17 protein-coding genes are annotated in these 16,579 nt (G+C 63.4%); 12 read left to right on the top strand and 5 right to left on the bottom strand.

Going from position 1 to position 16,579, the window contains the following annotated elements; genetic code table 11:
• Positions 1 to 12: 12 nt before the first annotated feature.
• The 3 genes from ACQY4S_RS08920 to ccmI are packed head-to-tail and all read left to right on the top strand — an operon-like array spanning position 13 to position 2,407.
• Positions 13 to 549, top strand: coding sequence for a DsbE family thiol:disulfide interchange protein (locus ACQY4S_RS08920; RefSeq protein ID WP_428484849.1), 537 nt, complete (start codon positions 13 to 15; stop codon positions 547 to 549).
• On the top strand, positions 546 to 1,010 hold the full coding sequence (locus ACQY4S_RS08925) for a cytochrome c-type biogenesis protein (protein WP_428484850.1): 465 nt from the start codon (positions 546 to 548) through the stop codon (positions 1,008 to 1,010). Before ACQY4S_RS08920 ends, ACQY4S_RS08925 begins: the two co-directional genes overlap by 4 nt.
• On the top strand, positions 1,007 to 2,407 hold the full coding sequence (ccmI, locus tag ACQY4S_RS08930) for a c-type cytochrome biogenesis protein CcmI (protein WP_428484851.1): 1,401 nt from the start codon (positions 1,007 to 1,009) through the stop codon (positions 2,405 to 2,407). Before ACQY4S_RS08925 ends, ccmI begins: the two co-directional genes overlap by 4 nt.
• A gap of 97 nt (positions 2,408 to 2,504) precedes the next feature.
• Here ccmI and ACQY4S_RS08935 read toward each other — a convergent pair whose 3' ends face one another.
• From ACQY4S_RS08935 to recQ, 4 genes are all read right to left on the bottom strand, one after another.
• Positions 2,505 to 2,804 (bottom strand): ribbon-helix-helix domain-containing protein, encoded by a 300-nt coding sequence (locus ACQY4S_RS08935; RefSeq protein ID WP_428484852.1) that lies wholly within the window; start codon positions 2,802 to 2,804, stop codon positions 2,505 to 2,507.
• Between the two features lie 278 nt (positions 2,805 to 3,082).
• The gene (locus tag ACQY4S_RS08940; protein ID WP_428484853.1) at positions 3,083 to 3,547 is read right to left on the bottom strand and encodes an Lrp/AsnC family transcriptional regulator; all 465 of its coding nucleotides are present in this window, start codon (positions 3,545 to 3,547) and stop codon (positions 3,083 to 3,085) included.
• Positions 3,548 to 3,679: 132 nt separating this feature from the next.
• Complete coding sequence (locus ACQY4S_RS08945; RefSeq protein ID WP_428484854.1) at positions 3,680 to 3,997, bottom strand: BolA family protein; 318 nt, start codon at positions 3,995 to 3,997, stop codon at positions 3,680 to 3,682.
• A 150-nt stretch (positions 3,998 to 4,147) separates the two neighbouring features.
• On the bottom strand, positions 4,148 to 6,004 hold the full coding sequence (recQ, locus tag ACQY4S_RS08950; protein ID WP_428484855.1) for a DNA helicase RecQ: 1,857 nt from the start codon (positions 6,002 to 6,004) through the stop codon (positions 4,148 to 4,150).
• A 453-nt stretch (positions 6,005 to 6,457) separates the two neighbouring features.
• Here recQ and ACQY4S_RS08955 point away from each other — a divergent pair, with 453 nt between their 5' ends.
• Both ACQY4S_RS08955 and ACQY4S_RS08960 read left to right on the top strand, forming a co-directional pair.
• Positions 6,458 to 6,838 (top strand): hypothetical protein, encoded by a 381-nt coding sequence (locus tag ACQY4S_RS08955; protein WP_428484856.1) that lies wholly within the window; start codon positions 6,458 to 6,460, stop codon positions 6,836 to 6,838.
• On the top strand, positions 6,838 to 8,754 hold the full coding sequence (locus ACQY4S_RS08960) for a glycoside hydrolase family 15 protein (RefSeq protein ID WP_428484857.1): 1,917 nt from the start codon (positions 6,838 to 6,840) through the stop codon (positions 8,752 to 8,754). Before ACQY4S_RS08955 ends, ACQY4S_RS08960 begins: the two co-directional genes overlap by 1 nt.
• Positions 8,755 to 8,796: 42 nt before the next feature.
• On the opposite strand, the gene ACQY4S_RS08965 is transcribed toward ACQY4S_RS08960, so the two are convergent.
• The gene (locus ACQY4S_RS08965; protein WP_428484858.1) at positions 8,797 to 9,099 is read right to left on the bottom strand and encodes a hypothetical protein; all 303 of its coding nucleotides are present in this window, start codon (positions 9,097 to 9,099) and stop codon (positions 8,797 to 8,799) included.
• Positions 9,100 to 9,641: 542 nt separating this feature from the next.
• On the opposite strand from ACQY4S_RS08965, the gene ACQY4S_RS08970 reads away from it, so the two are divergent.
• The 7 genes from ACQY4S_RS08970 (at position 9,642) to glnT (ending at position 16,471) form a co-directional block, all read left to right on the top strand.
• The gene (locus ACQY4S_RS08970) at positions 9,642 to 10,394 is read left to right on the top strand and encodes an ABC transporter ATP-binding protein (RefSeq protein ID WP_428484859.1); all 753 of its coding nucleotides are present in this window, start codon (positions 9,642 to 9,644) and stop codon (positions 10,392 to 10,394) included.
• Positions 10,387 to 11,082 carry an ABC transporter ATP-binding protein gene (locus ACQY4S_RS08975; protein ID WP_428484860.1) on the top strand — a complete coding sequence of 232 codons (696 nt, stop codon included), beginning with the start codon at positions 10,387 to 10,389 and terminating at the stop codon, positions 11,080 to 11,082. The genes ACQY4S_RS08970 and ACQY4S_RS08975 overlap by 8 nt, the downstream gene beginning before the upstream one ends.
• A 211-nt stretch (positions 11,083 to 11,293) precedes the next feature.
• Positions 11,294 to 12,523: an ABC transporter substrate-binding protein gene (locus tag ACQY4S_RS08980; protein WP_428484861.1), complete on the top strand. Its 1,230-nt coding sequence runs from the start codon at positions 11,294 to 11,296 to the stop codon at positions 12,521 to 12,523.
• Between the two features lie 160 nt (positions 12,524 to 12,683).
• The gene (locus ACQY4S_RS08985) at positions 12,684 to 13,598 is read left to right on the top strand and encodes a branched-chain amino acid ABC transporter permease (RefSeq protein WP_428484862.1); all 915 of its coding nucleotides are present in this window, start codon (positions 12,684 to 12,686) and stop codon (positions 13,596 to 13,598) included.
• A gap of 1 nt (position 13,599) precedes the next feature.
• The gene (locus tag ACQY4S_RS08990; protein ID WP_428484863.1) at positions 13,600 to 14,532 is read left to right on the top strand and encodes a branched-chain amino acid ABC transporter permease; all 933 of its coding nucleotides are present in this window, start codon (positions 13,600 to 13,602) and stop codon (positions 14,530 to 14,532) included.
• 4 nt (positions 14,533 to 14,536) lie between these two features.
• Positions 14,537 to 15,058, top strand: coding sequence for a 2'-5' RNA ligase family protein (locus ACQY4S_RS08995; RefSeq protein ID WP_428484864.1), 522 nt, complete (start codon positions 14,537 to 14,539; stop codon positions 15,056 to 15,058).
• A 117-nt stretch (positions 15,059 to 15,175) separates the two neighbouring features.
• Positions 15,176 to 16,471 carry a type III glutamate--ammonia ligase gene (gene glnT, locus ACQY4S_RS09000; RefSeq protein WP_428484865.1) on the top strand — a complete coding sequence of 432 codons (1,296 nt, stop codon included), beginning with the start codon at positions 15,176 to 15,178 and terminating at the stop codon, positions 16,469 to 16,471.
• Positions 16,472 to 16,579 lie beyond the last annotated feature (108 nt).

Here is a 16,579-nt window from a genome sequence, read left to right on the forward strand (position 1 = left end):
GGGAAACCCGCGATGACCCGCGTCCTGTATCTGCTGCCGCTGCTGATCTTCCTGGCCTTGGCGGAGTACTTCTTCATTGAACTGCAGCCCGGCCGCGACACCCAGATATTGCCGTCGGCGATGATCGATAAGCCCGCGCCTGATTTCGACCTCGCCGGCCTGGGAACCGACAAGCCGTTGGCGCTGGACGCGCTGAAGGGGCATCCGGTCATTATCAATTTCTTCGCCTCCTGGTGCGTGCCCTGCCGGATTGAGCATCCATTGCTGATGCGCCTGGCGCAGCAGGATCATCTTCCGCTTTACGGCATTGCCTACAAGGATAAGCCGGATGCCTCGGCTAACCTGCTGTCGACCTATGGCGACCCGTACCGTCAGGTCGGGATGGACCAAAATGGCCGCGTCGGCCTCGACTTCGGCGTCTATGGCGTGCCGGAGACCTATCTGCTGGACAGCACCGGTCGTATTCGCAAGCGCTTCGTTGGTCCGCTGACCGCCGACACGGTGGACAAGGAACTGCTGCCGCTGCTGAAGAAGCTGGACCAATCATGAAGTGGTATCTCGCCCTGCTGTTGCTGGTGCTTATCGGTGTGACCGCCCATGCGGTGGAACCGGGAGAACGGCTGTCGGACGCCACGTTGGAAGCCCGGGCCCGCTCCATCAGCGCCGGGTTGCGCTGCCTGGTGTGCCAGAACGAGTCGATCGATGACTCCAATGCGGCCCTGGCGCACGACATCCGCGTCCTGGTGCGGGAAAAACTGACAGAAGGCGACACCAACGTCCAGGCGGTCCAGGCGATCGTCGATCGCTACGGCGCTTTCGTCCTGCTGCGCCCGCCGGTGGAGCCGGCGACCTATATACTCTGGTTCGGACCTCCCGCCTTGGTGCTGCTGGGTGTGGCCGGCAGCCTGTTCTGGATGCGACGGCGTTCGCCCACCACGGTCACGCCCGCTCCCCTCAGCACCGAGGAGCGGCGGCGCCTGGATGGATTGCTCGGGGAACGCGACGGTTGATTCTGCCCTTCCTGCTCGCCGCGCTGGCTTTCGTCACCCTGCTGGCGATCGTGGCCCCGCTGCTGCGGGGCAATCGGCCGGTTCCGGAACGCGCCAACTTCGATCAGGCGGTGTATCGCGATCAGCTTCACGAGCTGGATCGCGACATCGCCCGCGGCCTGTTGACGCCGGACGAAGCTTCGGCCGCGCGGTTGGAGATCCAGCGGCGCCTGCTGGCGACTGACCGGCTTGCGTCCGCCCCTGCCCGTCTGTCCCGCAGCCCGGTGCTCGCCGGCGCGGTTTTCGTCGTGATCACCGCGGGTTCGCTTGGCGTCTATCTCTGGATTGGCGCACCCGGCTTGCCAGACGAGCCGTTCGCCTCGCGTCAGGCGGCGATGGCCTCGGCTGACGCCAAGGACCGCCTGAGCATGCAACAGGCGGCGGACCGGCTTGCGGCGAAACTCCAGGCCAATCCGTCGGACCCGCAAGGCTGGCTGCTGTTCGCCCGGGCCGAGTCGATGCTGAACCGTTGGGACCAGGCCGCGGACGCCTATCGTCACGCGATGACGCTGGGACAGACCGGCCCGGAGGTCACCGCCGCCTACGCCGAGATGCTGGTGTTGACCGCCGGTGGCACGGTCACGCCGGCGGCGGAAGCGGCGTTCCGGCAGGTTCTGGCAGCCGATCAGAATAGCGGAGTCGCCCGCTACTACCTCGCCATCGCTGCCAGCCAGGCTGGTGAGCCGCGCAAGGCGATCGACATGCTGCAGGCGCTGCTGGCCGGCATGCCGTCGGATTCGCCGTTGCGGGGACAGATCGGGCAGCGTATCGCCGACGCCGCGCAGGCGGCGCACATCCCCGTTCCGGAACTGGCAAACGGCACCGCTCCGGCAGCCGCTTCATCGCCCGGTCCGGATGCGAACACGGTCGCTTCGGCGGCCAACATGACAGACGCGCAGCGACAGGCCATGGTTACCGGAATGGTAGCTCGCCTCGCCGCGAAGCAGGCGGCGGACCCGAACAACCTGGATGGCTGGTTGCAGTTGGGGCGTGCCTATACGGTGTTGCACGAGCCGGACAAGGCCGCTGATGCGTTTGACAAGGCCGCCAGTCTCAAGCCCGGCGACGTGTCCATTCCGCTGCAGGCGGTGCGAGCGCTGCTGGCCGACCAAAAGCCGACGGCCCGGCTGCCGCCGCGGGTCGTCGATCTGCTGAAGCGGGTCGAGGCGACCGATCCGCAGGAGCCGATGGTGCTTTGGTTCCTTGGCATGGCCGCCGTGCAAGACAGGCAACCGCAGGAGGCGCGCCGTTATTGGGGCACGCTGCTGGCGAAACTGCCACCCGCTAGCGAGGACGCACGCATGGTTCAAGCCGCCCTGGACACATTGTCGCAGGCGGCGAAAGAACCGGGAGGCTAGCAGCCGCAAGCCCATCATTCTGTTGGCACTTGCGGTATAGCCGTCTCGGTGAGCCCGTGGCCGACCCTATCGTGTGAGCCGAACCGGTCGGCCTCAGTCAGGCGGCGGAGCGTGTCAGCTCCGGCAGCCGGGACCGCGGCATGGGGCCGTGGCCGAACGCTGCATGACCGACTTCTGTCGCCGCCATGCGGTAGTAGTTCAAGATGAAGACGCGAATCGCACTGGTGCGACCGCCGATGTGACCGGCCGATTCGACCTGACGCACCAGGGTGCTCATGTCCTGCTCTTCCCGTTCACAGATTTCACTCAACGCGTCCCATAGCTCCGGCTCCAGCCTCATGCTGGTCCGGCCCCGTCCGGCGACGACGTTTCGATTAACAAGACGACTTACTGGCATAGCCACCTCCTGTTGGCGATCCGGAGGAAACCACGCCGGGAGTTAACAGAAGGTTCACGGCACGGAAAAAGCACAACTTTTTTGGCACGCGCCGGTATGTCCGAGGATCGGGGCGTCTCTCGTTCACGCTGATCCGCCTGATCAAGATGCGCTGCTGTCCTGCCCCCGAAGCTCGTCGTACTTTGTAACGGACATAGTGGATAAGCAGGCGCTGATGACCAAGACCTGGCGGCCAGGCCAGGGGTTCGCCCACTATGGCGAACTTCGGACCCAGGACACTACACAGGCAACGGCGCCGCTTTCATGCGCTCCATGCTGAACCGGCTGCTGACGTTGCGCAACGGCACGGCGGCAATCAGTTTGCGGTAGAAATGGTCATAGGCGGCGATGTCGGCCACGACGACATGCAGCAAGTAGTCGACATCCCCGCTCATGCGCCAGGCATCGACGATCTCCGGAATGTCCTGGACCACCTTCGCGAAACGGCTGAGCCAGTCGGAGGAATGGTCGGCGGTTTCGACAGCGACGAAGACAGAAACCGGAAGACCGACCTTCTCCGCGTTCAGGATGGCGACACGCCGCTGGATGATGCCGTCCTGCTCCATCCGCCGGATGCGCTTCCAGCAGGGCGTCGGCGTCAGCCCCACCTTGGCCGCGATGTCGGCAAGTGACAAGGATGCGTCCAATGACAGCAGACGCAGGATCTCCCGGTCCAGGCGATCGATCTCCTTGTCGGCAGCCATGTGGGAGATCCTTTCTCTCAAGCCAGGGAATGAACGGAATTCTCCGGTTGTAGGGCATGAAGCGATCCGCGGGAGAAGAAAATCCTCAAGTTATCGGGCAGAGACCGACATGCGGCTACGGGCGTGACCCAGCTACGGACGTGACAGGGCGGCATGTTCCTGCGGCGTGCGAAGGGTCAGCCCCAGGGCGTGCATGCCACCCGCATCGGCGTCACCGAACTCGGCCGCCAACGTGGCGTGCACCGCGCGCGACCGGGCAACACGGCTGAGCCCCTGGAACGATGCGGCGACGACCAGAACGGTATAGTGGGTTTGTCCGCCTGCACGGGCGCCGGCATGGCCCGCATGACGGGCGCTATCGTCCTGCACGTCGAGCAGCGCAGGCGCGAAAGCCTGCGTCAGCGCGACCCGAATACGCTCAGCGCGGGTAGAAACCTGGGACGTTGTCATGCGGATGCTTATCGGTCCTTTTGCTCAACCCGCCAAGGCGCCAATCGATTACTGGCAGCGAACCATCCGCCCCCTGGATCGGCGGCAACGGCCGGCCGTGGGTTCGCCGGCTCAAGCCATCACGGATACGCCGTGGTGGGCGCACGGTGCCTATCCACCGGATGTCAGTCCGTTCGGGATCTGTCCGCTCAACACGCCAAGCACCCGGCTGCCATACCGGTCCAGCTTCGAGGCGCCGACACCCTTGATCTGGGCAAGCTCATCAAGGCTGGTGGGACGGATCGTGGCGATCTCCCGCAGTACCGAATCATGGAAGATGACGTAGGGTGGGATCGACTGTCCCCTTGCTTCGGCCAGCCGCCACAGGCGCAGCGCCTCATACGCCGCATTGGAGACCGGCGCGGCCGCCGGTGCCGCCATGGCAGCGGTCCGGCCACGTTCCGGCCGTTCGACGCGCGCCGGACGCGCGCCACCCTGTCGCAGGATCACCTTGGTTTCGCCGCGCAGGATCGGGCGGGCCTCCTCCTGCACCAGGAACAGTCCGCCGTGGCCGACGGTATCCACGTCCAGTGCGCGCAATGCGATCAACTGGCGGATCAGCCCACGCCAGTACCCAGCGCCATGCGCCGCGCCGACACCGAAGGTGCGCAACTTGTCGTGGTTGTGGCGCAGCACCATTTCGGTCCGCTCCCCGCGCAGCACGGAGACGATATGCACCGCGCCGAACATCTGGTTCGTGCGGTAGACCGCGGAGAGCACCATCTGAGCTTCGGTGGTCGCATCCGCGGTGACCGGGGGGGCCTCACAGTTGTCGCAGTGACCGCATTGTCCCTCCAGCGTCTCTCCGAAGCAGGTCAGCAAGGACCGTGTGCGGCAGGTCACCGCTTCGGTCAGCGCCACCATCTCCTCCAGCTTGGTGCGCATCACCCGCTTGCGTGCTTCGGGCGCCGCGGACTGCGCCAGCCAATGGCGCGCCTGAGCGACATCCTGACCCCCAAACAGCAGCAGCGTATCCGATGGATCACCGTCCCGCCCGGCTCGGCCGATCTGCTGGTAATAGGCTTCCGGGCTGTCCGGCATGTCCAGATGCGCGACGAACCGCACGTCGGGCCGATCGATGCCCATGCCGAAGGCAATCGTCGCCACCACCACCAAAGCCTCTCCCGAGCGGAACCGGGTCAGCGATTCCCGCTTGTGCACCGGGTCGAGGCCGGCATGGAACGCCAGCGCCGGAAAGCCCTTCTCCGTCAGCTTAGCCGCCACCCGCTCGGTCTTGGTTCGGCTGCCGCAATAGACAATCCCGCACTCGCCCTTGTGCGCTTTCAGGAAATCCAGAAGCTGCGCCGTCTCCCCCACCTTCGGCGCCGCCGACAGCCGAAGATTCGACCGATGGAAGCTGGACGCGAACACCGCCGCATCCGGCATCCGTAGCGCCGCCAGGATGTCGGTGCGGGTGCGCGGATCGGCGGTTGCGGTCAGGGCGATCCGCGGCACGCCGGGAAACATGTCGGGCAGGCGGGTCAGCGCGCGGAACTCCGGCCGGAACTCGTGTCCCCACTGGGAGACGCAATGGGCTTCGTCGATCGCAACCAGCGCCAGCCGCAGCCGCGACAGCCGGTCGGCCGTGCCGCTGGCAAGCAGTCGCTCTGGCGAGACATAGAGCAGGTCCAGCCGCGCCTCGATCAGGTCGCGGGTGACCGCTCGGGCCTCGGCTGGATCAAGTTCCGAATGCAATGCGCCGGCGTTCACGCCAACCTGGCGCAGCGCGGCGACCTGGTCGTCCATCAGCGCGATCAACGGCGAGACGATCACCGCCGTGCCGGGACGAACCAGCGCGGGAACCTGATAACAGATGCTCTTGCCGCCGCCGGTCGGCATCAGCACCAACGCATCCCCGCCGCGCACGACATGGTCGACCGCTGCTTCCTGTTGACCGCGAAATCCAGCAAAGCCAAACACCCGACGCAGGATCTGCGCGGGATCGTCGAGAAGGGCGTCGGCAGACATCTAGAGGATCTTTCACACACCTGTCAGGCGGCCGAGTCGGTGGCACGCGTGGCATTGCAATTATAGTGCAGACGCCACGCTTGTCGCCAACGCGGTCATCAACGCCCTGAACATGGCCATCGATAAACCGGTCTGCGCGAGCAACACGAAACATCCTGCTGTTCGCCAAATGGTCGGCCTGGCACCGCAGGCAGCTTGGCCTGTTCAACCGGATGCGCTTCAAGCCGCGGGTCGTCCGCGTCTGGAGCTTCCTCGTTTGGCAACGCAATGGCCTGGCTCGTGACATGGACGGCGGCAAGCCGAAATCGGACGACAACCATTTTACCCTGGCTGGCCGGCGTCGCACCAAGCTGTGAGAACTTGAACCACCGCGCCCGCACGGACGTATCGACAGTAGCGGACCCTGCTTGACTTTGACATACTCCGGTTACACGACGACACTAGGAAGAGGTAATGAGCCGTTTCCGCATCCCGTCTCTCCGTAGCGCAACCATAGCCCTCGCGGCCTGCGCCGTGATCGGAGCATTTGCCACCGTTCCATCCCCGGCACAGGCACGTGTGTTCGTCGGTTTCGGGTTTGGATTCCCAGGCTTTTATGGTCCGGCCTATCTTCCACCGCCGATCTACTATCCGCCGCCGTATTACGCCGCCCCGCCAGTTGTCTATACGCCGCCGCAGGTCTATACGCCCGGCCCGGCTGTTTCGCCCGGCGGCGGTGGCCAAACATGCTACGCCGGCGCTTATGTCTGTCCAATGGAACGCCCGGTGCCGAGCGGAGCGGCGTGTTACTGCCTGGGTAATGGTGGTCAACGGGTGACGGGTCGCGCCAACTGATGTCCGCTAGCCGCGGAGCATCTGCCAATTCTGGTCACGCCGCCGCCGGTCACCCTGATCCGAAACAACCCAATCCCGTGGCGGAGCATCCACACCCCGCCGCCATCGAGGATTACGCCCTGATCGGCGACTGTCATACCACGGCGCTGGTCAGCAAGATGGGATCCATCGACTGGCTGTGCTGGCCGCGCTTCGACAGTCCTGCCTGCCTCGCGGCCCTGCTTGGCTCACCCGCGAACGGGCGCTGGCGGATCGCGCCGAATGCTGCCCCGCTGGCGGTCACCCGTCGCTATCTTCCCGGCACGATGATCCTTGAGACGCTGTTCGAGACCGAATCTGGTTCGGTCGCGCTGATCGACTTCATGCCGGTCGAAAGCAATTCGGTTGTTCGCATCGTCGAAGGCCGCACCGGCACGGTCGAGATGCAGTTCGATCTCGCGCTACGCTTTGAATACGGCTCCGCCGTCCCATGGGTCACGCGCCTTAAGCACGGCAGCGGTATTCTGGCTGTCGCTGGTCCTGATCAGGTCGTGCTGCACAGCGATGTCAAGCTGCACGGTAAGGCAATGACCACAGTCGCCGGCTTCACCGCCGAGGCCGGCCAGCGCATCCGCTTCGTGATGACGCATGCGGCGTCCCACCTCGATCCGCCGGTACCGCCCGATGCCGACCGCGCGTTGGATGAGACCGACGCCGTCTGGACCGCCTGGTCCGCGCGCTGCACCTACCGCGGCACCTATCGCGCCCAGGTGAACCGGTCGCTGCTGACCTTGAAGGCGCTGAGCTACGCCCCAACCGGCGGCATCGTCGCTGCCCCTACCACATCGCTGCCGGAGCAGGCGGGCGGAACGCGCAACTGGGACTACCGCTACTGCTGGCTGCGCGATGCGACGTTCACCCTGATCGCGCTGATGCATGCTGGCTATCGCGAGGAGGCGGAGGCCTGGGGCGCCTGGCTGCGCCGCAGCGTCGCCGGCTCACCTTCCCAATTGCAGACGCTCTACGGGTTGAGCGGTGAGCGATTGGTATGGGAGTGTGAGGTGCCATGGCTGTCCGGCTATCAAGGCGCCAGTCCGGTGCGCATCGGCAACGCCGCCAGTTCCCAGCTTCAACTGGACATCTACGGTGAACTGGTGGACGCGCTGTATCAGGAGGCCGCGCTTGGCTTGGTCAAACCGACGGCAAGCTGGAATCTGCAACGGTCATTGGTGACCCATCTGGAGACGATCTGGCACCAGCCGGACGAGAGCATCTGGGAAGTGCGGGGCGAAGCGCAGCATTTCACCTTTTCCAAGGTGATGGCCTGGGTTGCCGTGGATCGGGCGATTCGCTCGGCCGAAACCTTCAAGCTGCCAGCACCTGTGGATCGCTGGCGCGCGTTGCGCACCCGCATGCATGAAGCCGTGTGTGAACATGGCTTCAACGCGCAGCGCAATGCCTTTGTTCAATCGTTTGGCAGCGAAGCGCTGGATGCCAGCCTGCTGCTGCTGCCGCTGGTGGGCTTTCTGCCGCCTGAGGATCCGCGGATTGACGCCACGGTGGCGGCAATCGGCCGCGACCTGATGGTCGATGGGTTGATCCGCCGATACCGCACGGACGAAACCGACGACGGGCTGAAAGGCGAGGAAGGCGTCTTCCTGGCGTGCAGTTTCTGGTACGTCGACAACTTGGTGCTACAAGGACGCACCGCGGAAGCGCGAGCGATGTTCGCTCGGCTGTTGGATTTGTGCAACGACGTCGGCCTGCTGGCGGAGGAGTATGATCCCATTGCCCGCCGCCAGCTTGGCAACTTTCCACAGGCGTTTTCCCATCTTGCACTCATCAACACCGCGCTGAACCTGGACAGCCGCGATCCCCCGGCCGATCAACGCCGCGACCCCGGTGATCCCGCGGGGGAAGTCGATGAAGAGTATTAGGGGTTACTGATTGGTGGACTCCTGCATGATTTGTTTCACGCCTCAATCCCGTGCGGGGATCAGCAGATCCAGTGCTTCCGTCAATTTGTCGAACAACATTGGGCGGCCGACCATTGGCTGCACGATGATCCCGTCGCAGGAGCGCCAGATCATCCAGCGGCGAAACCCGCTGGCGAGCGTGAACAGCGCCACCATCTCCTCGTACTCGTCACCTTCAATGCAGCAGTCCAGTTCCACCTCCATGCGAAGCTCATGAAATTCCGACCACGCTTGCATCAGCATCAGATCGGGCACATCAAACGAAAGTCCTGTCGGCATTCCTGCTGACGCGCGATGTAGCTGCACTGAAACCTCCTTCTGACGGCTCAATGCGTGATCAACCGAAATCACGCATATGTGATGTTTGCCCGACCGGTGTCGGCAGCGGCAAGAAGAATGTTTCGAAAAAGTTAGTTGCAGAACGAGTCGTCGCCGCTAGTTCGAAGGCCAAACAATATGCTGACGACAAGTTATTGATAAACCGCCTTTACGTTGGCTTTCTAGTGCGATATCGTATCTTTTACTTTAATGAATCGAACGTGCAATGTCGTTGCACATATTTAATAAATTGCGGTCTGGCGACTGAGCTGGACACCAATGTGAACTCATTTTCGTATATCGATCGTTTCGTTGGCAAAGCGCCCCGCGCGTTCGGAAGGCGGTGGCTATGAGCCGGAACCAACTTGAGGCATAGCAATCGGCGTTCCACCCAACGACAGCAATCTCGGTCTTCTGCGCGCCAAAGTCGCACTGTTCATGGTTTTGGCGCGGTGACGGCCTTGCGCCTGGGCAAAGTCTATGCATAACGCCCTATACATTAAGCAAATCTAACGAGGAGACGTCCGGGGGTGACAGACATCATCCTGGAAACCGAAGGCCTGACCCGTGAGTTCGGCGGCTTCCGCGCTGTGGACGACGTGGCGCTGCGCGTGAGCCGCGGCACGATCCATGCGCTCATCGGCCCGAACGGCGCCGGCAAGACAACCTGCTTCAACCTGCTCACGTCGTTCTTGCCGCCCACCCGCGGCAAGATCATCTTCAAGGGCCACGACATTACGGGGATGAAGCCGGCCATGGTGGCACGGCTCGGCCTGGTGCGCAGCTTCCAGATTTCCGCGGTGTTTCCGCACCTGACGGCGCTGGAGAATGTGCGATTGGCGCTGCAGCGTGCCCGCGGCGCCAGCTTTGACTTCTGGCGCTCGGAGAGCAGCCTCAGGATCTACCAGGACCGGGCGCGGGCGCTGCTGTCCGATGTCGGCCTGGCCGGCTTCGCCGACACCATTGTCGCCGGCATGGCATACGGCCAGAAGCGGGCGCTGGAAATCGCCACGACCCTGGCGCTGGAACCGGAAATGATGCTGCTGGACGAGCCCACCGCCGGCATGGCGCATGGCGAGGTGGACCGGATCGTGCAGTTGATCGCCCGCATTCGCGAAGGTCGCACCATCCTGATGGTCGAGCATAACCTGTCGGTTGTCGAAGGCCTTTGCGACAAGATCACCGTGCTGACCCGCGGCAGGATCCTGGCCGAGGGCGACTATGACACGGTGTCGAGGAACCCCGAGGTGATCGCCGCCTATCTGGGAACCGCGGATGCTTGAGATCAGCGCTCTAAACGCCTGGTATGGTGAAAGCCACATTCTGCACGGCGTCGATTTCACGGTGCGCGAGGGCGAGGTCGTCACGTTGCTGGGCCGCAACGGCGCCGGCAAGACCACGACGATGAAATCCATCATGGGCCTGGTGCCGCGACGGGAGGGGCACGTAACATTTCGCGGCGCGGAAATGATCGGATTGAGCCCCGATCATATCGCTCGCGCCGGCATTGCCCTCTGTCCCGAGGAGCGCGGCATCTTCGGCTCGCTGTCGGTGACGGAAAACTTGATGCTGCCGCCGGTCGTCGCACCCGGCGGCCTCGACATTCCAACGATCTATGCGCTGTTCCCCAACCTGAAGGAGCGTGCCAAGACCGCGCATGGCACCCGCCTGTCCGGCGGCGAGCAGCAAATGCTGGCGATCGCCCGCATCCTGCGGACCGGGGCAAGGATGCTGCTGCTGGACGAACCGACCGAAGGCCTTGCACCGGTGATCGTGCAGCAGATCGGCCGCACCATCCGGGAGATCAAGAACCGTGGTTTCACCGTGCTGCTGGTTGAACAGAATTTCCGTTTCGCCGCGACCGTGGCCGACCGCCACTACGTCATGGAGCACGGCAAGATCGTCGACATGATCCCGAACCACGAACTCGAAGCCAGCATGGACAAGCTGCACGATTATCTGGGCGTGTGATGTTGGCCGGCGGCAAACATGATACATCGGCAAGACTTTCCGCGCGGTCATGGTCCGGCTCGTCGGGGTTGCCTGGCACGGCAGGTGCTAGAGCCGGTGACCCAGGCAAGCTAAGCGGCGGGCGCTTTGGCCATGTCCGCAGGTCGCTGATGCGGCTTTCCGTCCGCGCTAGAACGACCGTCTTTTCATTTCAAGGCATCAAGGCAATCTCATGCAAACCTCACGTCGTCGCATGCTCAAGACGGCCATCGCGGCCGCCACGCTGCCGTTAACTCAGCCCGCGCGTGCCCAGAATCCGGTCATCAAGATCGGCGTGCTGAACGACCAGTCCGGCCCCTATGCCAATACCGGCGGCGCCACCTCGGTCATCTGCGCCAAGCAGGCGCTGGAGGATTTCGGCGTGTCCGCCAAAGGCCTGAATGTCGAGGTGATCGCCGCTGATCATCAGAACAAGCCGGACCTGGCGGTTTCCATTGTTCGGCAATGGTTCGACCGGGAGGGCGTGGACATGCTGCTGGATGTGCCGACCTCCTCGGTGGCGCTGGCGGTGCAGTCGGTGGTGCGGGAGAAGAACAAGGTCTATCTCAACTCCGGCGCGGCCTCGTCGGCACTGACCGGCGAGCAATGCTCGCCCAACTTCATCCACTGGACCTACGACACCTACATGCTGGCGAAATCGACGGGCGGCGCCGTGGTGAAAGCGGGCGGCAATGCCTGGTACTTCCTGACCGCCGATTACGCGTTCGGCAAGCAGTTGCAATCGGATACGACGGCATTCATCCAAAGCAGCGGCGGCAAGGTGCTGGGGGCGGCGCAGTATCCATTTCCGGGTACGACCGACTTCTCCTCGTTCCTGGTGCAGGCGCAGTCCAGCGGCGCGAAAGTGCTCGGCTTGGCAAATGCCGGCGGCGACACGGAGAACGCCATCAAGCAGGCGCATGAGTTCGGCCTTAACGCATCAATGAAGATTGCCGCTTTGCTGATGTTCATCACCGACGTGCATGCGCTGGGGCTGGATGTCGCCGGGGGATTGAACCTGACGGAGAGTTTCTACTGGAACCTGAATGATCGCACCCGCGCCTTTACCAATCGGGTCAAGCCGAAGACACCGAACAACTGGCCCAACATGGTTCACGCGGGCTGCTATTCCGCCACCCTGCACTACCTGAAGACGGTCGCCGACATGGGTGCGGCCGAGGCCAAGAAGGATGGTGTGGCGACCGTGAACCGGATGAAGGCGATGCCGGTCGAGGACGACTGCTTCGGCAAGTCCAAAATCCGCCAAGATGGCCGTAACCTGGTCACGTCGTATCTGTTCGAGGTGAAAAAGCCTAGCGAAAGCAAAACTCCGTGGGATTATTACAACCTCGTGGCGACCACTCCTGGGGACCAGGCCTTCCGCCCGCTGGCTGACGGCCACTGCTCCTTCATCAAGGCCTGACGAAAAGCCGGCGAGCAACATGAGGTTAACACGGGTATGATACCAGCGGCCCAAAGCGCTGGCTGGTATGCGCGGTGGGTTGGTGGGGCGGTCGCGCGCGAAATCAATCAGATACCGACGGCCGTTGACCGGCTATCGGTCAACATCAAGGGCCGTTGGTATGAGTGGTTTGCTGAGTTATAGTTTCACCGTCTTCGGCACCACCGTATCTGTGTCGGCCATGCTTGGCCAGGCAACGCTCGGCCTTATAAACGGCGCGTTCTACGCCTGCCTGTCACTTGGCTTGGCGGTTATCTTCGGCATGCTCAACATCATCAACTTCGCCCACGGGGCGCTGTTCATGATGGGAGCGTTCGCCTCCTGGATGTTGCTGAACTACGTGGGCATCGGCTACTTCCCGGCGCTTATACTGTCTCCGTTGCTGGTCGGCTTATTTGGAATCGTTCTTGAGAAGACCATTATCAGCCGTTTGTATAAACTGGATCACCTGTATGGCCTGCTGCTGACCTTTGGCCTGGCGCTAGTGATAGAGGGCCTGTTCCGCAACGCTTATGGCAGTTCAGGCATGCCGTACCGCATTCCGGACGTCCTGCAGGGCGCGGTCAACCTCGGCTACATGTATATGCCGAAGTATCGTGGCTGGGTCGTACTGGCGGCGGCGGTGGTCTGCTTCAGCACGTGGGCTATCATCGAAAAGACGTCGCTCGGTGCCAGGCTGCGGGCGGCGACGGAAAACGCGCCGATGGTGCAGGCCTTCGGCGTCGATGTGCCGCGGCTGATCACCCTGACCTACGGCGGCGGCGTTGCCCTGGCCGCCTTCGCCGGCGTGCTGGCGGCGCCAATCTACTCGGTGAATCCGAACATGGGCAGCAACTTCATCAACATCGTGTTCGCCGTCGTGGTGATTGGCGGCATGGGGTCCATCCTGGGCTCGATCATCACCGGCTTTGGGCTGGGCGTGATCGAGGGCCTGACCAAGGTGTTCTATCCGCAGGCTTCGGCCACCGTGGTGTTCCTGGTAATGGTCATCGTTTTACTGGTCAGGCCGCGCGGCCTGTTTGGAAAGGCCGCCTGAGATGTTCGGATTTTCGCGGGCGCAGTTCATCGCCTTCGTGGTGATGGTCGTGCTGATCGCGGTCTGCCCCTTCGTGCTGTACCCAGTGTTCCTGATGCAGGTGCTGTGCGCCGCGCTGTTCGCTTGTTCGTTCAACCTGATGATCGGCTATGTCGGCCTGCTGTCGTTCGGTCAGGCGGCTTTCTTCGGGATGGGCAGCTACGTTGCCGCCTGGGCGATCAAGACCTGGCACGTGGACGCCTCCATCGCCATCATCCTGGGCGGCGCCACGGGTGCCATAATGGGGCTTGTGCTAGGCTTCCTGGCGATCCGCCGCTCCGGAATCTATTTCGCCATGATTACCCTGGCGCTGGCGCAGATGGTGTACTTCTTCTGTCTGGAAGCGCCGTTCACCGGGGGTGAGGACGGCATCCAGCAGGTCCCCCGCGGTCACCTGTTCGGCTTCATCGACCTGTCCGGCGACATGACGATGTACTGGGTTGTCTCGGCCATATTCATCGGCGGCTTCCTGCTGGTCTATCGCATCATTCACTCGCCATTCGGGCAGGTCCTGAAGGGCATCCGGGAGAATGAGCCGCGTACGACATCGCTTGGCTACCGCACCGACGACTACAAGCTGATCGCCTTCGTGCTGTCCTGCATGATCGCTGGGATCGCCGGCGGCACCAAGGCCCTGGTGTTCGGCATCGCCACCCTGACCGACGTGAATTCCGCCACGTCAGGCGATGTCGTGCTGACCACCCTGCTGGGCGGCCTGGGCACGGTGTTCGGCCCAGCGTTGGGCGCGCTGGTAGTGACCTCGATGGAGAACTACCTGGCGCAGTTCGGTGCCTGGGTGACGGTGACGCAGGGCGTGATCTTCATGATCTGCGTGCTGGCGTTCCGCCGTGGGATCATCGGCGAACTGGGGGCCTATTTGAAGCTGGCCTTGTAGGCGAATGGCAGCCGATCCAGCGCCATTCATCCTGACCTTGATCCTGGACGACACGTCCCAGGCCCGGTTCGACACTTTGCGGACCGCTCACTTCCCGGCTGATCGGCTGGTGGTCGGGGCACATGTCACGCTGTTTCATGCGCTGCCGAGTGATCTGGACATCTCGGACGCGGCCCGCCAGGCGGCGGCGGAAGCCCCTTTCCCGGTTCAGGTAACCGGCCTCCGTTTTCTGGGGCACGGGGTTGCTTTCGTGCTAAATTCTGCGCGGTTGCAGCGGCTGCGGGAGGGTTTTCGCGCTCGCTGGGCGGCGCGCCTGACACCGCAGGATCGCCAGGCGTGGCGTCCACACGTAACTATACAGAACAAGGTTGAACCGGCGGTGGCGAAGGCGCTGCACATGCAAATGTCGGCCGGTTTCATGCCATATGAGGTGATCGCAATCGGGCTGCACCTGTGGATCTACCGAAACGGGCCATGGCAGGCGGCGGGAGCATTTCCCTTCAAATCGGATAGGTTCGACGACTGACCCACGATTTCAGCCTGGTGGTGTGGACAGGCGCCTTGACGCCGGAAACCAATCGCCCTCACGCTCCGGCAATGAACGCTACGCCGGAGCCCGTGCCGTCATGACCGCCCCCGCAAGATGACCGAGCTTTCAGGCATCGCCCGCGAGCGTGGCATCCGCAACTTCCTGATCGCCTACACCGACCTGTTCGGCGTCCTGCGGGCCAAGCTGGTGCCGGCCCGCGCCATCGACGGCATGGCGCGGGACGGCGCGGGCTTCGCCGGCTTCGCAACCTGGCTCGACATGACCCCAGCCGATCCCGACATGCTGGCGCTGCCGGACCCCACGACCCTGATCCAGTTGCCCTGGAAACCCGAGGTCGGCTGGATGGCCGCCGACCTTTGGATGTCCGGGGCACCTGTCGAGCAGGCACCCCGTAACGTGCTGCGCCGGCTGATCGTCAAGGCCGCCGAACAAGGGTTGGAGATGCGCACCGGCGTCGAGCCGGAATTTTTCCTGATCCAGCCCAGCGGCCAGGCCATCGCCGATGCCGCCGACCGGCAGCCGAAGCCTTGCTATGACCAGCTTACGCTCATGCGCCGCTACGACGTGATCACCGAAATCTGCGACGCGATGGAGGCGCTGGGCTGGGAACCGTACCAGAACGACCACGAGGACGCGAACGGCCAGTATGAGATGAACTGGGCCTATGCCTCCGCACTGGTAACCGCCGATCGGCATGTCTTCTTCAAATACATGGTCCGCACGATCGCGGAGCGGCACGGGTTGCGTGCGACGTTCATGCCAAAGCCGTTCGCGGACCTGACCGGCTCCGGTTGCCACGTTCATGTCTCGCTCTGGAAGAATGGGGAAAACATCTTCCTGGGTGACAGCGAGTTGGGCCTGTCGGCGGCGGCGCATCAGTTCCTGGGCGGTGTCATGTCTCACGCCGAGGCGCTGTGCGCGCTGACCAATCCGACGGTGAACAGCTACAAGCGACTCAACGCGCCGCTGACGGTGTCCGGGGCCACCTGGTCGCCGAACGCGGTAAGCTGGGGCGGCAACAATCGGACCCATATGATCCGGGTGCCCGCGCCGGGCCGGCTCGAGTACCGCCTCGCGGACGGGGCAGCGAACCCGTATCTGTTGCAGGCGGCGCTGCTGGCCGCGGGACTGGACGGGCTGGCCAAGGCACGCGACCCGGGTCCGCCGCTCGACCTGAATATGTCTGCGGCCAAACCGCACGCAGCCGGATCGCGGCCGCTGCCGCTCAATCTGCTCGATGCCCTTCGCGCCTTCGAGGCAAGCGCGCTGCTCCGTGACGCTCTGGGGCCATCCTTCGCTGCCGCCTATATCGGTTTGAAGCGGCAGGCGTGGGAGTCGTATATGCGCCACCTGACCCAGTGGGAGCTGGATACGACGCTGGACTGCTGACCGGGCGTTGCTGGCCGGATATCGCGCTCGGTTGCGGTCCACCCATTCGAACCCGATTGGTCAGCTTAAAATTATGATACACATGTTTTCCAATCTGGCGTGGTAGTT

Source organism: Rhodopila sp., assembly GCF_965276935.1.
In the GTDB taxonomy this organism is placed as follows: Bacteria; Pseudomonadota; Alphaproteobacteria; order Acetobacterales; family Acetobacteraceae; genus Rhodopila.

Excerpts from the sequence above, each read along its gene's own strand:
- ACQY4S_RS08960 (WP_428484857.1), top strand. The coding sequence starts at position 6,838 with ATGTCCGCTAGCCGCGGAGCATCTGCCAATTCTGGTCACGCCGCCGCC.
- ACQY4S_RS08955 (WP_428484856.1), top strand. The coding sequence starts at position 6,458 with ATGAGCCGTTTCCGCATCCCGTCTCTCCGTAGCGCAACCATAGCCCTC.
- ACQY4S_RS08935 (WP_428484852.1), bottom strand. The coding sequence starts at position 2,804 with ATGCCAGTAAGTCGTCTTGTTAATCGAAACGTCGTCGCCGGACGGGGC.
- ACQY4S_RS08995 (WP_428484864.1), top strand. The coding sequence starts at position 14,537 with ATGGCAGCCGATCCAGCGCCATTCATCCTGACCTTGATCCTGGACGAC.
- ACQY4S_RS08940 (WP_428484853.1), bottom strand. The coding sequence starts at position 3,547 with ATGGCTGCCGACAAGGAGATCGATCGCCTGGACCGGGAGATCCTGCGT.
- ACQY4S_RS08980 (WP_428484861.1), top strand. The coding sequence starts at position 11,294 with ATGCAAACCTCACGTCGTCGCATGCTCAAGACGGCCATCGCGGCCGCC.
- ACQY4S_RS08975 (WP_428484860.1), top strand. The coding sequence starts at position 10,387 with ATGCTTGAGATCAGCGCTCTAAACGCCTGGTATGGTGAAAGCCACATT.
- ACQY4S_RS08945 (WP_428484854.1), bottom strand. The coding sequence starts at position 3,997 with ATGACAACGTCCCAGGTTTCTACCCGCGCTGAGCGTATTCGGGTCGCG.
- ACQY4S_RS08925 (WP_428484850.1), top strand. The coding sequence starts at position 546 with ATGAAGTGGTATCTCGCCCTGCTGTTGCTGGTGCTTATCGGTGTGACC.
- ACQY4S_RS08920 (WP_428484849.1), top strand. The coding sequence starts at position 13 with ATGACCCGCGTCCTGTATCTGCTGCCGCTGCTGATCTTCCTGGCCTTG.
- ACQY4S_RS08990 (WP_428484863.1), top strand. The coding sequence starts at position 13,600 with ATGTTCGGATTTTCGCGGGCGCAGTTCATCGCCTTCGTGGTGATGGTC.
- recQ (WP_428484855.1), bottom strand. The coding sequence starts at position 6,004 with ATGTCTGCCGACGCCCTTCTCGACGATCCCGCGCAGATCCTGCGTCGG.
- ACQY4S_RS08985 (WP_428484862.1), top strand. The coding sequence starts at position 12,684 with ATGAGTGGTTTGCTGAGTTATAGTTTCACCGTCTTCGGCACCACCGTA.
- glnT (WP_428484865.1), top strand. The coding sequence starts at position 15,176 with ATGACCGAGCTTTCAGGCATCGCCCGCGAGCGTGGCATCCGCAACTTC.